This is a genomic window from Paraburkholderia phytofirmans OLGA172 (assembly GCF_001634365.1).
Classification (GTDB): domain Bacteria; phylum Pseudomonadota; class Gammaproteobacteria; order Burkholderiales; family Burkholderiaceae; genus Paraburkholderia.
This window is the reverse complement of record NZ_CP014578.1, coordinates 2,596,592-2,612,118: the sequence shown is the minus strand read 5'-3', so window position 1 is coordinate 2,612,118 and position 15,527 is coordinate 2,596,592. Positions and strand designations below refer to the sequence as shown.

13 protein-coding genes and 1 pseudogene are annotated in these 15,527 nt (G+C 63.6%); 12 read left to right on the top strand and 2 right to left on the bottom strand.

Translation table 11 applies throughout. The features are described 5' to 3' along the window. Positions 1-32: 32 nt before the first annotated feature. The 7 genes and pseudogenes from rimO to AYM40_RS43255 all read left to right on the top strand — a co-directional run bounded on the left by rimO (position 33) and on the right by AYM40_RS43255 (position 5,820). Complete coding sequence (gene rimO / locus AYM40_RS11320) at positions 33-1,424, top strand: 30S ribosomal protein S12 methylthiotransferase RimO (RefSeq protein ID WP_063496310.1); 1,392 nt, start codon at positions 33-35, stop codon at positions 1,422-1,424. Positions 1,425-1,610: 186 nt separating this feature from the next. Continuing rightward, positions 1,611-1,715, top strand: a pseudogene (locus AYM40_RS42395) (sugar kinase); the annotation flags it as partial. A gap of 77 nt (positions 1,716-1,792) precedes the next feature. After that, positions 1,793-2,977: a beta-ketothiolase BktB gene (gene bktB / locus AYM40_RS11315; protein WP_063496309.1), complete on the top strand. Its 1,185-nt coding sequence runs from the start codon at positions 1,793-1,795 to the stop codon at positions 2,975-2,977. 119 nt (positions 2,978-3,096) lie between these two features. Next, positions 3,097-3,783 (top strand): hypothetical protein, encoded by a 687-nt coding sequence (locus AYM40_RS11310; RefSeq protein ID WP_063496308.1) that lies wholly within the window; start codon positions 3,097-3,099, stop codon positions 3,781-3,783. 14 nt (positions 3,784-3,797) lie between these two features. After that, complete coding sequence (locus tag AYM40_RS11305; RefSeq protein WP_063496307.1) at positions 3,798-4,982, top strand: cystathionine beta-lyase; 1,185 nt, start codon at positions 3,798-3,800, stop codon at positions 4,980-4,982. Positions 4,983-5,188: 206 nt separating this feature from the next. Further along, the gene (locus tag AYM40_RS11300; protein WP_063496306.1) at positions 5,189-5,638 is read left to right on the top strand and encodes a hypothetical protein; all 450 of its coding nucleotides are present in this window, start codon (positions 5,189-5,191) and stop codon (positions 5,636-5,638) included. 50 nt (positions 5,639-5,688) lie between these two features. Continuing rightward, positions 5,689-5,820 carry a hypothetical protein gene (locus AYM40_RS43255; RefSeq protein WP_256390353.1) on the top strand — a complete coding sequence of 44 codons (132 nt, stop codon included), beginning with the start codon at positions 5,689-5,691 and terminating at the stop codon, positions 5,818-5,820. Positions 5,821-5,872: 52 nt separating this feature from the next. Here the strand turns inward: AYM40_RS43255 and serB are convergent, their stop codons facing one another. Next, positions 5,873-6,712, bottom strand: coding sequence for a phosphoserine phosphatase SerB (gene serB / locus AYM40_RS11295; protein ID WP_063496305.1), 840 nt, complete (start codon positions 6,710-6,712; stop codon positions 5,873-5,875). A gap of 382 nt (positions 6,713-7,094) precedes the next feature. Between serB and AYM40_RS11290 the strand changes: the two genes are divergently transcribed. The 3 genes from AYM40_RS11290 to ligD all read left to right on the top strand — a co-directional run bounded on the left by AYM40_RS11290 (position 7,095) and on the right by ligD (position 12,420). Next, positions 7,095-8,351: a cytochrome P450 gene (locus AYM40_RS11290; RefSeq protein WP_063496304.1), complete on the top strand. Its 1,257-nt coding sequence runs from the start codon at positions 7,095-7,097 to the stop codon at positions 8,349-8,351. Positions 8,352-8,558: 207 nt separating this feature from the next. Beyond that, positions 8,559-9,557 (top strand): Ku protein, encoded by a 999-nt coding sequence (locus AYM40_RS11285; RefSeq protein ID WP_063496303.1) that lies wholly within the window; start codon positions 8,559-8,561, stop codon positions 9,555-9,557. A gap of 55 nt (positions 9,558-9,612) precedes the next feature. Beyond that, positions 9,613-12,420, top strand: coding sequence for a DNA ligase D (gene ligD / locus AYM40_RS11280; protein ID WP_063496302.1), 2,808 nt, complete (start codon positions 9,613-9,615; stop codon positions 12,418-12,420). Positions 12,421-12,479: 59 nt separating this feature from the next. Here the strand turns inward: ligD and AYM40_RS11275 are convergent, their stop codons facing one another. Then, positions 12,480-13,487, bottom strand: coding sequence for a LysR family transcriptional regulator (locus AYM40_RS11275; RefSeq protein WP_063496301.1), 1,008 nt, complete (start codon positions 13,485-13,487; stop codon positions 12,480-12,482). Between the two features lie 162 nt (positions 13,488-13,649). Here AYM40_RS11275 and AYM40_RS11270 point away from each other — a divergent pair, with 162 nt between their 5' ends. Next, a complete protein-coding gene (locus AYM40_RS11270) occupies positions 13,650-14,666 on the top strand; it encodes a zinc-binding alcohol dehydrogenase family protein (RefSeq protein ID WP_063496300.1) in 1,017 nt (338 codons plus the stop codon). A 290-nt stretch (positions 14,667-14,956) separates the two neighbouring features. After that, positions 14,957-15,520 (top strand): DUF6013 family protein, encoded by a 564-nt coding sequence (locus AYM40_RS11265; protein ID WP_063496299.1) that lies wholly within the window; start codon positions 14,957-14,959, stop codon positions 15,518-15,520. Positions 15,521-15,527 lie beyond the last annotated feature (7 nt).

The window sequence follows — 15,527 nt, the reverse complement described above, 5'->3', positions numbered from 1 at the left end:
CGCATCGTCACCGCTATACGCCGGACCCATCTATGTCGCAGACCATTTCCTCCGCCGTGCCGACCCCTTCGACTCCGAAGGTCGGATTCGTCAGCCTCGGCTGCCCTAAAGCGCTAGTCGATTCCGAACAGATCATTACGCAGCTGCGCGCCGAGGGATACGAGATCTCCGGCACGTACGACGGCGCGGACCTCGTCGTCGTCAACACTTGCGGGTTCATCGACGAAGCGGTGCAGGAAAGCCTCGACGCGATCGGTGAAGCGCTCAGCGAAAACGGCAAGGTGATCGTCACGGGCTGCCTGGGTGCCAAGCAGAGTGCGAGCGGCTCGAACCTGATCGAAGAAGTGCATCCGAAGGTGCTGGCCGTGACTGGCCCGCATGCGCTCGGCGAAGTGATGCAGGCGGTCCACAATCATCTGCCGAAGCCGCACGATCCGTTCATCGATCTGGTGCCGGCTGCCGGCGTGAAGCTCACGCCGCGCCACTATGCGTACCTGAAAATTTCCGAAGGCTGCAACCACCGCTGCACGTTCTGCATCATCCCGTCGATGCGCGGCGACCTCGTGTCGCGCCCGGTCGCCGAAGTGATGCTCGAAGCGGAGAACCTGTTCAAGTCCGGCGTGAAAGAACTGCTGGTGATTTCGCAGGACACGAGCGCCTATGGCGTCGACGTCAAATACCGCACCGGTTTCTGGAACGGCAAGCCGATCAAGACGCGCATGACCGATCTGGTCGGCGCGCTCGGCGAACTCGCGGCGCAATACGGCGCATGGGTGCGCTTGCATTACGTGTATCCGTATCCGAGCGTCGATGAAGTCATTCCGATGATGGCCGAAGGTCCGTTCAAGGGCCACGTGCTGCCGTATCTGGATGTGCCGTTCCAGCACGCGCATCCAGAAGTGCTGAAGCGCATGAAGCGTCCGGCCAACGCCGAGAAAGTGATGGAGCGCGTGAAGGCGTGGCGCGAAATATGTCCCGATCTGACGATCCGCAGCACGTTCATCGCCGGCTTCCCGGGCGAGACTGAAGAGCAATTCCAGACGCTGCTCGATTTCATCCGCGAGGCGGAACTGGATCGGGTCGGCTGCTTTGCTTACTCGCCAGTCGAAGGCGCGAGCGCCAACGAACTCGACGGCGCATTGCCCGACGAAGTGCGCGAAGAACGCCGCGCGCGTTTCATGGAAGTGGCCGAAGAAGTGTCGGCCAAACGGATCGCGAAGAAGGTCGGCAAGACGCTGAAAGTGCTGGTCGACGAGATCAATGCCGACGGCGGCATCGGCCGCACGGCGGCGGATGCGCCCGAGATCGACGGCGTCGTGTATATCGCACCGGCCACCAAGGCGTCCAAGCGTTACAAGGTCGGCGATTTCGTCTCGGTGAAGATCACCGGCGCCGACGGCCACGACCTGTGGGGCGAGGTCTAAGCGATGACGGTGAGCATGGCTGACGCGCCAGACGGCCGGCCTTCGGCAGCCCGGCCCGCGGACCGCCGGCCCCCGGAAGGCCGCCCCCCGGCAGCCCGCCCCCCGGCAGCCCGGCGCCCGGAAATCCTCGCGCTCGGCGAGGCAATGATCGAGTTCAACCAGTCGGCTAAAGATCAGCCGAACTAAGCGGCGCGTTATGCGAACGTGGCTGCGGCCCTGTCCACGCAAGGTTACGGCGCGGTTGCGCCGATCCCTTCGCGGGCGACGGTCGAACATAGTCTGGGCGGCTGATCACAACGCGCAGCGAGGCGCGCCCCGCAGCCCGGCAAGGCAGATTCATCTTGAGACACGAAAGAGAGGAGCGAGCGATGCAACGGGACGTAGTGGTGGTAAGCGGTGTGCGGACGGCAATCGGCGCTTTTGGCGGCAGTCTGAAGGATTTTCCGCCGACGGATCTTGGCGCACGTGTCGTGCGTGAAGCGCTGGCGCGCGCGAACGTGTCGGGCGACGAGGTCGGACACGTGGTGTTCGGCAACGTCGTGCATACCGAACCGAAAGACATGTATCTGGCCCGCGTGGCGGCGATCAACGGCGGTGTCGCGCAACATGCGCCCGCGTTGACGGTCAACCGCCTGTGCGGCTCGGGCCTGCAGGCCATCGTCTCGGCCGCGCAAAGCGTGCTGCTCGGCGACGCCGACATCGCGATCGGCGGCGGCGCGGAAAACATGAGCCGCGCGCCGTATTCCATGCCGGCTGCGCGCTTCGGTCAGCGCATGGGCGATGCGCGCCTTGTCGACATGCTGGTCGGCGCGCTGAACGACCCGTTCCAGCAGATCCATATGGGCGTGACGGCGGAGAACGTCGCGCGCAAATACGAGATATCTCGCGAAACGCAGGATGCGCTCGCGCTCGAATCGCATCGGCGCGCGGCCAACGCGATTACGAATGGCTACTTCAAGGACCAGATCCTGCCGATCACGATTCCGTCGAAGAAGTGCGACGTCGTGTTCGATACGGATGAGCACGCGCGCATGAACGCAACGGCGGAAGACTTCTCCAAGTTGAAGCCGGTGTTCGCGAAGGAAAACGGCACGGTGACGGCCGGCAACGCGTCGGGCATCAACGATGCCGCCGCGGCGGTCGTGCTGATGGAGCGCAGCGTCGCTGAAAAGCGCGGCATCAAGCCGCTGGCACGGCTGGTTTCGTACGCGCATGCCGGCGTCGATCCGGCCTACATGGGCATCGGCCCGGTGCCGGCGACGCGCAAGGCGCTCGAGCGCGCCGGCCTGACGGTCGCCGATCTGGATGTGATCGAAGCGAACGAGGCGTTTGCCGCTCAGGCGTGCGCGGTCAGCAAGGAACTCGGCTTCGATCCGGCCAAGGTCAATCCGAACGGCTCGGGCATTTCGCTCGGCCACCCGATCGGCGCGACCGGCGCACTGATCACCGTCAAGGCGCTGTATGAATTGCAGCGGGTCGGCGGCCGCTATGCGCTCGTGACGATGTGTATCGGCGGCGGGCAGGGCATCGCGGCGATCTTCGAGCGGATCTGAGGCCGAGGCGGGGCAACGCGACGCAGCGCAGCACGCCGGCTTTCCCCGCTGCACGAAGCCAGGCAGCAAGCAGGTAGCAAACCAGTATCGAGCAGTATCGGGCAATAAGGAAAGAACGGATGCAGGAATCGAAAGCGATGAAGGGTGCGATGCGTCAGCGCGGTTGGGCAGTTCCCCGGAGGGACTTCCTTCGGGGCGTAGTGGGCGCGGCCGCATTGCTGTGTGCCGGCGCCGGGGCTCTGCTGCCCACGCAGGGGTGGGCGGAAAGCGACGCAGTGAAGCAACTGGCGGCGCCTCCGCCGATTCAGTTGCCGCTCAAGCCGAGCCCCGAATTCGCGAAGTTTCCGCGCTACGCCGGCATGCTGGGCGCGCGTCAGATCGTGCTGCTGCTCGGCGCGAAAACCGGCGACCCCGCCGACGATTCCGCTGGCGTGCACGGCGAGTATCAGTACACCGATACCGGCGAGGTGATCCTGATCGCGGGCGACCGCGACGGCGATACGCTCGAAGTCGAGGAATCGAACGACGGCACGCATATCACCGGCAACTGGGTGGGCAAGTTTGCCGCCGACGGTTCGGTGGCGGGCGACCGGATGAACGTCGATGATTCGGACCCGCAGCCGTTCGATCTGAAACCACTGGCAGCGGGGCAGGCCGTGCCGGCTGCGTCAGCGGGTGCCAGTGCGGCGGCCGGTAAGGCGGCCGCCGCGCCGCAGCCGTCCGCCGGCAGCGCTGCAGCGCCCGCCTCGGCGACGAGCAGCGGTCACGCCGTCGGTGGAGTTAGCAATCTGCAAATCGGCGAATGAAGCCTACATACACCATGACCCAATCCAAACTCAAACGCGGCCTGCAAACCCGCATCGTGCGTGCCGAAGATCAGCTCACACCAGGCTTCGAGTCGTTCTCGATGCCGGTCACGCGCGCTTCGACGGTCGTATTCCCCGATCTCGCGACGATGCGCGCGCTCGACTGGAAAAACGACGCGCAATGGCGCTATGGCCTGCACGCCACGCCGACTTCGCTCGCACTGGCGCAGCGGCTTGCCACCATCGAAGGTGGCAATCACGCGTTGTTGCAGCCTTCGGGGTTGTCGTCGATTTCCAACGTGTACTTCGGCCTCGTGAAGGCCGGCGACGACGTGCTGATTCCCGATAATGTCTACTCGCCGAACCGCGATCACGGCGACTGGCTGGCACGCGATTTCGGTATTGCCGCGCGCTACTACGATCCGATGATCGGTGCGGGGATCGCGGATCTGATCCAGCCGAATACGCGCCTGATCTGGATCGAGGCACCCGGTTCGGTCACGATGGAAGTGCCCGACGTGCCCGCCATCACCGCGGTGGCGCGCGCGCGCAACGTCGTCACGGCAATCGACAATACCTGGTCCGCGGGGCTTGGTTTCCGGCCGTTCGACCACGGCGTCGATATCTCGGTGCAGGCGTTGACCAAGTACCAGTCGGGTGGCGGCGACGTGCTGATGGGCGCGACGATCACCGTCGATCGCGAGTTGCATCTGAAGCTGAAGGCGGCGCGCATGCGCATGGGTATCGGCGTGTCGTCGGATGACTGTTCGCTGATTCTGCGCAGTCTGCCGACCATGCAACTGCGCTTCGAACAGCATGACCGCGCGGCGCTCGGCCTCGCCACCTGGCTGAAGACCCGTCCGGAAATCGCCGCGGTCTTGCACCCGGCATTTCCCGACTGTCCGGGGCATGAGTTTTTCAAACGCGACTTTACGGGGGCGGGCGGACTGTTCTCCGTGGTGTTCGACGCACGTTACAGCGCGGCGCAAATCGACACGTTCTGCGAGTCGCTCGAGCTGTTTTCGCTCGGCTGGAGCTGGGGCGGCGCGCACAGTCTCGCAATGCCGTACGACGTCGCCTCGATGCGCACGGAAGGTCAATGGCCGTACCGCGGTACGCTGGTGCGGTTCTATATCGGTCTGGAAGCGGAGGCCGATTTGCGCGCGGATATCGAACAGTGTCTGGTGGCGCTGGGTTAAGCGCCTGAGCGCCGATTGCCGATTGCCGATTGCCGATTGCCGATTGCCGAAGGTTGGATGAGCCCATTGGGACGCGTTCCCGATGGGTTTTTTTCTTGTCAAGATAGCCAGTAAGCCTAACCATTCGGCCGAATGGTCGCCCCCGGATCTCGACGCTACGATGGTGCACATCCCGACTAACGGTTACTGCGCAATGGTGAGCTTCGATGAATCTATTTTTCTGGATGTTGCTGAATCTTGGCGTGCCGATTGTCGGCCCGATCTTTACGCTAGCGCTCGTCGCACCCACGCACGGCTGGCGCGTCGCGAAGACGTTGATCGCCGTATCGGTGAAAGACGGCCAACTGTTCTGGTGTGCGATCGGGCTATGTGCGGCCGCGGTTTATGAAGCGGTGACCGCGCTGGAGCGCGGAAGTGGCGCGGCGCCGACCTTGGCGTTCGCCATTGTTGGATTTTGCATGCTGGCGTTTTCCTGTTCCAATATCGTGATGTCGGCCTCGGTCAATGCACATCATGACCGGGCGGCTCCAATCGCCTGCAATAGGCAGACACCGTTCGTTTCCGGTTCATTGTCGCCCGTAGCAATCGGCGCTTCGATTTTTACAACGTCCGTCGCTGCAGTTCTGTTTGCAATCCTACACGTGTGCTTGATTTAGTTTTTTTAGATAGCGCAGCAATTATACTGGTCAGCTTACGGGAGGAACTCATGCACAAACTATTTGCGTTTCTGGAATCTGACGAAAATTTCGCTCGTGTTGTGAAGTGGACGAACGTCGTGGTAGGCACCGTTGGGATCTGCATGCTGGGCGTGTTCCTGATAGCGTTTCTGAACAAGTAACCCTCGTGCCAGCGCTGGCCACCGTTGCGCAGGCCAGCGCAAATTTAAGACTTCAGAACAACCGCAGCAACCCATCCAGCCCAACGTGGTTGAACGCCACGCTGGCTGCTTCGCGCACCACTGGCTTCGCGCGGAATGCTACGGAAAGTCCCGCAGCGGCCATCATTTTCAGATCGTTCGAACCATCACCCATCGCAATCGCGCGGGTCGGCGCGATGCCCAGTTGGGCGCACGTCTCGCGAAGTGTGCGTGCTTTGACGTCGGCGTTGACGATCTCGCCGATTACATTGCCGGTCAACTTGCCATCAACGATTTCGAGCGTGTTCGCGAGCGTGAAATCGAGGCCGAGCCGGGCCTTCAGTTTCTCGGTGAAGAACGTGAATCCGCCGGACACCAGCAGCGTTTTCAACCCTGCCGCTTTCGCGCCGGCCAGCATCTGTTCGGTGCCCGGCGAGAGTTGCAGCCGCTCTTCATAAACGCGTTCGAGCGCGCCGGCGTCGAGTCCCTTGAGCAGCGCCACGCGGCGCGTCAGACTTTCGTTGAAGTCCTTGATTTCGCCGCGCATCGCCGCTTCGGTGATCGCGGCGACTTCGGCTTTCAAGCCGCAGAAGTCGGCGATTTCATCAATGCATTCGATCGTGATCAGCGTCGAATCCATGTCCATCGCGACGAGCCCAAAGTCACGCAGCTGGCGGCCGGCTTCGACAAACGCGTAGTCCAGTTGATGCGTGCCGCAATAGACCTCGAGGTCGGCGCGTTGCGCAATGTTCGCCTCGGCGATGCGAATCGCGTTCGCGTCGACGACGGCGGCGTGCGAACCACGGGCGAGCGCAACGAGCGTTTTGTGATGGTCGGCGGAAAGGGGCGCGGTGCTTTGGATGACGAGGTTCATGGACGACGCATTGACGCAGAAAAGGGCGGCCGCGCGGCGCGCGCGGAAAACTCCGCCATTGTAACGGTTCGGCGGCACGCAGCCGGTCGGGCAGCCTGCAACCGGATAGCCGGCAAGCCGCTAGCAGACGAAGGAGCAGCGGACGACAGCCGGCCAGGCGTTCCGCCAGCAACCCGCCGCGTGCTTCGTCAGGCAATCCGCAGTGCAATCATCAGGCGCCCGCGTCATACTGGCGCTTCGAACGACGCCCCGCAGCCCATCGAGCCTGTCGATCCCGCCGCGCCTGTGAGGCGGCGTGTGCCACACCGCACGCGGCACCTGCCACACCGCACGCGGCACCCATTGGCACCAGCGACGAGGCGCGCCACCACGGAGACAAGTCATGCCCCCCGCGACCGCCAGCGACGCGCTCACCCTTGCGCGCGACTTCGATCTGCGCCATCCGAGCCCTGCGTTCTATGCCGATCCGTACCCGGTCTACCATGCGCTGCGCGCCCACGAGCCGGTCAAACGCATGCCGGACGGCTCGCTGTTTCTGACGCGTTTTCGCGACGTGCAGGCGGTCTACCGCGACCCGAAAACGTTCAGTTCCGACAAGGCCGTCGAATTCAAGCCGAAGTACGGCGACTCGCCGCTCTACGCGCATCACACCACCAGTCTCGTCTTCAACGATCCGCCGCGTCACACGCGGGTTCGCAAACTGATCGCCGGCGCGCTGACGGCGCGCGCGATCGCGGCCATGGAGCCGGGGCTGATCCGCCTCGTCGATGGCTTGCTCGATGCTGCCGCGGCGCGTGGCCGGATCGATCTGATTGGCGAGTTCGCGTCGGCGATCCCGGTCGAAATCATCGGCAATCTGCTGGCTGTGCCGCACGCTGAGCGCGCGCCGTTGCGCGGCTGGTCGCTGGCGATACTTGGCGCGCTCGAACCCTCGCTGAACGAGGCGCAGCTCGAACGGGGAAACCGCGCGGTCAGCGAATTTGTCGACTATTTGCGCGCTCTGGTGGCGCAGCGCCGGCGTGAACCCGGCGATCCTCAGCATGACGTATTGACGCGCCTGATCCAGGGCGAGCAGGGAGAACAGGGCGGCGAGCAATTGTCGGAAGCCGAGCTTCTGCAAAACTGCATCTTCATTCTGAACGCCGGTCATGAGACCACCACGAATCTGATCGGCAACGGTCTCGTTACGCTCGCCGACTGGCCGGAGCAGCGCGCCGCATTACTGCGCGAGCCGTCGCTGATCGAATCGGCGATCGAAGAGTGTTTGCGATTCGAGAGCTCGAATCAGCTAGGCAACCGGATGGCAACTGTCGACACGGAAGTCGGTGGTGTCGCGGTGGCACGCGGTACGCCCGTCACGTTGTGCATCGGCGCGGCCAATCGCGATCCCGAACAGTTCGCAGATCCGGACCGCTTCGACATGCGCCGCGATCCGAACCGGCATCTGGCGTTCGGCTTCGGCATTCACCAGTGTGTGGGGTTGTCGCTTGCGCGACTCGAGGCGCGCATCGCCATCGGACGCTTCGTGCGGCGCTTTCCGGCATATCGGCTCGACGGCGAACCGACGCGCGGCGGACGCGTGCGGTTTCGCGGCTTCGCAGCGGTGCCGGTCGAACTCGAGCCGGCGAGCGCGGACTGACGCCGGCGGCCAGGCAAGGCCGCGACGCATGCCGCACAGACCGCATGCTTGCGCAACGCTCGGCCTCCGTATCTTTTGCCGACATGACGCAAGACTTACAGCCGATGCCGGTGGCAGCCAGCACGGCGCCGCGCCAGTCATAGCGCCAAAACCGTGGCACGCTTGCTGCTTCATCGAATGAAGGTCTGGGGCTCTGGAGAGCGCGCGATGGCACACATGATCTGGAAGGGCGCAATCAGCTTCGGCCTTGTCCACGTACCGGTGCAGTTGTATCCGGCGACTCAGTCGCAGAAAGTCGGCTTCAATCTGCTGGACAAGCGCACGATCGATCCGATCGGCTACAAGCAGATCAACAAGCGCACCGGCAAGGACGTGGCGCGCGAGAACATCGTGCGCGGCTTCGAGTACGAAAAGGACAAGTACGTCGTACTTTCGGACGAGGAGATTCGCGCGGCCAATCCCGAGTCGACGCAGACGGTCGATATCCTCGCATTCGTCGACGCACCGGACATTTCGTTCCTCTATCTCGACACGCCGTACTTTCTGACGCCCGATCGCAAGGGCGAAAAGGTGTACGCGCTGCTGCGCGAAGCAATGAAGGCGTCGGGCAAGATCGGCGTGGCGAGCGTCGTGCTGCACAACAAGCAGCATCTCGCGGCGCTGATTCCGGTTGGGCAGATGCTCGCGTTGAACACCCTGCGCTGGGCCGGCGAGGTTCGCGACTTCGACGAATTCAAGCTGCCGCCCGAAAGTATGAAGGCAGCCGGCGTTACCGCGCGCGAACTCGACATGGCGAAAAAGCTGATCAGCGACATGAGCGACAAGTGGGATCCATCGCAGTATCACGACACATTCCACGACGACATCATGGCGCTGGTCGACCGAAAGATTCGCTCGGGTAAGACCGAGGAAATTACCGAAGTCGAGACGCCGCACGAATCGCGTCGATCCGCCGACATTCTTGATCTCTCCGACCTGCTCAAGCGCAGCCTTGGCCGCGGCAAAGCCAGGCCGGCGGCCGGTGCGCGCAAGCATGCAGTGGGTGATGACGACGAGGCCACCGATACCAATACCGAGCCAACTGCGCCAGCCCATAAGAAGCCGCGCTCGGCGCGCTCGGTGGGTACGCGCCGCAGCGGGGGCAGGAGCGGAGGCGCCAGTGCCAAGGCGGCGCCGGCTGCACGCAAACGGCGTGCGGCCGCCTGATCGCTCATTTGATCGATAGCGCCGCGCTCGCTCGACCCACGACGAGGTCACCTCGATGAACGACAGGCTCGATCCCTACAACCGCAAGCGCCGCTTCGACGAAACACCGGAGCCGTCGGGGGCGGCTGCGCGTAAGCAAGCCGGCCGCGGGACGGCGGCGCGTGACGCGGCGCGCGCATCGAATGGAGCGCTGTCGTATGTGATCCAGGAGCACGACGCGCGGCGCTTGCATTACGACTTCCGGCTCGAACTGAACGGCACGTTACTGTCGTGGGCGGTGCCCAAGGGGCCGAGCCTCGACCCGTCGGTGAAACGGCTTGCGGTGCATGTGGAAGATCATCCTGTCGAATATGGCTCGTTCGAAGGCGAGATCCCGCCTGGCAACTACGGCGCGGGAACGGTGATCGTGTGGGACCGTGGCACGTGGGAGCCGGTCGGCGGCGCGGCGGAGGCGGCCAGATCGTATCAAGCGGGCAAGCTCAAATTCCGGCTCTTCGGCGAAAAGCTGCACGGCGGCTGGACGCTGGTACGCAGTCGTATGCGTGGCAGCGGCGACAAGGAGCAGTGGCTGCTGATCAAGGAGCGTGACGACGAAGCCCGCAAGGAGAGCGAATACGACGTCCTGAAGGAGCGCCCAGGCAGTGTGCTGGATGGCAGGGTGCCGACCGGCAGGGGCGCAGGGTCTACGAGGCGCGCGACGGGAAAGACCGCGAGCGGGTCTACACACGGGAGCGCAAGCGCAAAGAGGGTGGCGAGCGCAACGCAGGCGTTTGCTGCATCCCCCTCGATCAAAGGCGCGGTCAAAGCCGCGTTGCCCGCTACCTTCAAGCCGCAACTGGCGACGCTCGTCGACGCCGCGCCACCTGGCGATGAATGGGTGTACGAAATCAAGTTCGACGGCTATCGCGTGCTGGTCCGCATCGATCGAAAGGCAAAGGGCCGCGCGGTCAAGGTGTTCACGCGCGCGGGCAACGATTGGACCGCGAAGTTCGGCAAGCAGGTGAAGGCGCTTGAACAACTCGACGTCGAAAGCGCGTGGCTTGACGGCGAAGCCGTGGTGCTCGATGAAAACGGCGTGCCAGGTTTTCAGGCGCTGCAAAACGCGTTCGACTCGAACCGCCCGCAGGACATTGTCATCTATCTGTTCGACATTCCGTTTCTGAACGGCTATGACTTGCGCGGCGTGCCGCTCGAACAACGCCGCACGATCTTGCGTGCGCTGATTGACGGGAACGACGAGGATGGGCACGACGACAGCGTTCTGCGCTTCTCCAACGACTTCGCGTTCAGTGCAGGCGAACTATTGAAGAGCGCGTGCGATATGGCGCTCGAAGGGATCATCGGCAAACGGCGTGATAGCGGTTACGCATCGGGACGCTCGTCCGCGTGGATCAAATTGAAGTGCCGGCGGCGCCAGGAGTTCGTGATCGGCGGCTATTCGGAGCCGTCCGGCAGCCGCGCGGCGTTCGGTGCGCTGTTGCTTGGCGTCTACGACGACACCGGCAAACTGCAATACGCCGGACGGGTCGGCACGGGTTTCGACGCCGCGTCGCTACGCTCAGTCAAGAAGGAACTCGGCGCGCACGAGATCGAGCACATGCCGTTCGCCGGCGCGCCGCGCGAGCGCAGCCGCACGGCGGTGCATTGGGTCGAACCGGTACTCGTCTGCGAATGCAATTTCGCCGAATGGACGAGCGATGGCATCGTGCGACAGGCGTCGTTCGTGAGTCTGCGCAACGACAAACCGGCGCGGCAGATCATCAGGGAAGCAGCCCGCAAAGGAGCCGACGTGCAACAGCAAACCGATACCGCTTCCGACGACGTGCCGAAAAAGCGCACGACGAGAAAGGCCGTCGAGGCTCTCGCAGCCGAGCCCGCTAAAAAAAGCGCGACGAAATCGAAAACTGCCGCGACGCCGGCCGAAGTCGCCGGCGTCCGCGTATCCCATCCCGACCGCATCATCGACAAGCGCACCGGCACGCGCAAAATCGATCTCGTGCGGTACTACGAAGCGGTCGCCGACTGGATGCTGCCATATCTGCGGGACCGGCCGGTGTCGCTGGTGCGCGCGCCCGAGGACATCGGCGGCGAGCTGTTTTTCCAGAGGCACAGTCAGAAGCTGTCGATTCCCAACGTCACGCAACATCCCGGACTGGACCCGGGGCATCCGCCGCTGATCACCGTCGATACGCTGAAGGCTGTGGTCGGCGCCGCGCAAATGGGCACCGTCGAATTTCATACATGGAATGCCGTGGTGTCGAACATAGAAAAACCCGATCGCATGGTGTTCGATCTCGACCCCGATGCGTCGCTCGCCTGGGAGCGGATGATCGAGGCTGCGCAACTGACGCGCTCGCTGCTCGAGGAACTTGGCCTGACCTCGTTCTGCAAGACGAGCGGAGGTAAAGGGTTCCACGTGGTGGTGCCGCTCGCGAAGCACGCCGGCTGGGACGAAGTGAAAGCGTTTTCGCAAGCGGTCGCGCAGCATATGGCGGCAACGCTGCCCAGGTACTTTAGCGCGAAGATGGGCGCGCAGAATCGCAAGCGGAAGATCTTCGTCGATTACCTGCGCAACAACCGTGGCTCGAGCACGGTGGCCGCATTTTCGGCACGCGCCAGGCCGGGCCTGGGCGTTTCGGTACCCCTCTCGTGGGACGAAGTCGCCACCACGACGAGCGGCGATCAATGGACCATCGAAAATGTGCACGAGCGTCTCCAGGATCTTAAGCGCGACCCGTGGGCGGGCTACGCGAAGACGCGGCAGCGCATTACCGCGGCAATGAAAAAACGTCTGGATGAAGCGCACACGAACGTCAATTCCGATGGCGAGGCACCGGGTGGCGGCCGCCGCGGCACGCACTGACGGCGCGCTGGGCGTGAGGACCGGCCCGGACACGGCGGTCGCTTCAGGATCTGCGGCCTTCAGTCCGGCTGATTCCGGCTGATTCCGGCTGATTCCGGCTCAGCGTCCCAATAAGGCGGATCGCCGAAATGTGCAGCAAGGAACTCGATAAACGCGAGCGCTCTCGGCGGCACGAACGCACGGCTGGGATAGACCGCCCAGATCGCCACCTTCTCCGCGAGCGGATAGGTATCGAGCACGCTTACCAGTTCGCCGCTGCGCAGATACGGCGCTACGTCCCAGGTCGATTTGAGCGCGATGCCGAAACCGGCCAGCAAGGCGTCGCGAATCACTTCACCGTTGTCGACGACGAGGCGTCCGCTCACGCGTACCTCGAGCGAACCGGCGGGCGTGACGAAGGCCCAGTCGCGCTGGTCTGACAGGATTATGCATTCGTGCTGCGCGAGGTCCGCAGGATGATGCGGCGTTCCACGCGCGGCGAGGTAAGCGGGCGCGGCGCACAGCACGCGGCGGTTCACAGCCAGGCGCCGCGCCACCAGCGACGAATCCTTGAGCACGCCGACGCGGATCGCCACGTCGATACCCGCATCGACCAGGTCGATCACCTGATCCGTCAGTCGCAGATCGACGCTCACGCCGGGATAGCGGCGCAGAAATTCGCTGATCACCGGCGATATGTGCTGCCGTCCGAACGACGACGGCATGGATACTCGCAAGCGCCCCTGCGGCTCGGCCTGCGCGCGGCCCACCGAGGCGCGTGCGGCATCGGCCGCGTCGAGCAGCGCCTCGGCGTATGTCATGAACACTTCGCCGTCCTGCGTGAGACTGATGCGCCGGGTGGTCCGATGCAGCAGGCGCGCGCCGAGGCGCTTTTCCAGCTGTGCGATGCGCGAGCTCGCCACCGCCGCCGACAGGCCGAATTCGCGACCGGCTGCCGACACATTGGCGAGCAGGGCGGCCCGCACGAACAGGGCGACGTCGAGCAGATCGAGTCGCTCCCGCTCGCCGGACGAGGGCTTGTCAGCGGGCTTTGCAGCGGCTGTTTCGGGATCGGCAGGATGGTCCATTCTTCTGAAATTCAAAAAGATGTTTCAGTCATTATGATGGTTTTATGAGAATAAGATCCGCCTTAGGATGACACCCATGCGATCGATTGGCCCGCATGGCGCGAGGCGCCGTCCGCATCGATCGCCAGTCTCTCAACCTCATCTGAAAGAACAGGAGCTGTGATGAAAGCTGTAGGCCTCCATCGCTATTTGCCGATCGATCAAGCCGAGTCCCTGGTCGACGTCGACATTCCCCAACCCGAAGCCACCGGCCGCGACCTGCTGGTGAAGGTCGAAGCCATCTCCGTCAACCCGGTCGACACCAAGGTGCGTGCCCCGAAAGACACCGTCGAGAAAGCGCCGCGTGTGCTCGGCTGGGACGCCGCCGGCACCGTGGTGGCGGTCGGCCCGGACGTTACGCTGTTCAAGGTCGGCGACCCGGTTTTCTATGCGGGCAGCATCACGCGGCCGGGCGCGAATAGCGAGTTCCATCTGGTCGACGAACGCATTGTCGGGCGCAAGCCGGCGTCGCTCGATTTCACGCACGCAGCCGCATTGCCGTTGACCGCGATCACGGCCTGGGAGGCGCTCTTCGACCGCCTCGGCGTGTCGCCGCAAGGCGCGGACGAAGGCCGCACGGTGCTGATCGTCGGCGGGGCGGGCGGGGTCGGCTCGATCGGCATCCAGCTGGCCAAACAACTAGCGAAACTGACTGTGATCGCTACCGCCTCGCGTCCCGAATCGGCGAAGTGGGCGACGGCGCTGGGCGCGGATCATATCGTCGATCACTTCGGCGATATGCCCGCGCAGTTGAAAAAGCTCGGCATCGACCAGGTCGACTACGTGCTGATCTTCAACGATACCGACCGGAATTTCCCGGCGGCCGCCGAAGTGATCAAGCCGCAAGGCGGCATTTGCACAATCGTCGAAAACAGTCAGCCGCTGCCGGTGGAACTATTGAAGGCGAAAAGCGCCGCGTTCCATTGGGAGTTCATGTTCACGCGCTCGATGTTCAAAACGCCGGACATGATCGAGCAGCATAAGCTGCTAACCGAGGTGGCGCGTCTCGTCGATGCGGGCACGTTGCGCACGACGGTCGGCCAGGATCTCGGCAAGATCAACGCCGAAAATTTGCGCCGGGCGCATCGACTGCTCGAAGACGGCCGCGCGATTGGCAAGCTGGTCCTGACGGGGTTCTAAACCGTGCAGGGTGTGCACAGGGTCTGGCGGGTCTGTTATATCGCACACGCAGAAAACGCCTCCTTGCAAGCGGGGTAACACCCGATTCGTATGAGGCGCGCAGAGCGCTGCTTGGCGGTAGACTGGTGGGGCATCATGCCAAAACAGTTGCGTGTCTCGCGGCTCGTCTGGGCGGGCCTCAACCCGGTATTAACCAGGCATCAGTCAGGCATCGACCAGACTTCGCTCAGACGGTGCATTGGCAGTAACGCTTAAGCGAGTACGCAGCGGCACAACAACGAGGTGACAGTATGAGCTCCAGCTTCAAACTTTCCGCCGTTTCAGTTGTCGCTTCTCTCGCTTGCGCGCTCGCGCCCGGCATGCTCGTCACGGCGGCGCACGCAGCCACGCCGATCACGGTGACGTCGCAGTCCGCCCTCGACGGTCCGATCCGCTACACGGTCCGCGTCACGTCGAAACAGTTCGGCAATTCACAGGAAACGCGCACGATCCGCTCCGGCGAATCGGACGACTTCACGTGGAAAACCGTGCCGCCGGGCGGCCCCGTGCCCGCAGCGGATGCCTGCCCGAATTATGCGTCGCTGCCGACCGATACCAACGGCGCAATGATTCGTCAGACACAGATCCGCTTTGCGCCGGTCGTCGCTGCTGACGGCACCGCGTCCGTGCAACTGAGCTTTCAGGCGCAGACGCCGCACGGCGTGAAGACGGTGACGAGCGGCGGCAAAACGCTCAAGTGTCCGAACGACGTGAGCGTCAGCCAGATTCTGCGTTTTACGATGCCGACCAACGGCAGCACGAAAACGCTGACGCTCAATGACGGCACCGAAGTGGCGGTCACAGCGAAACGTTGAGGGTTGC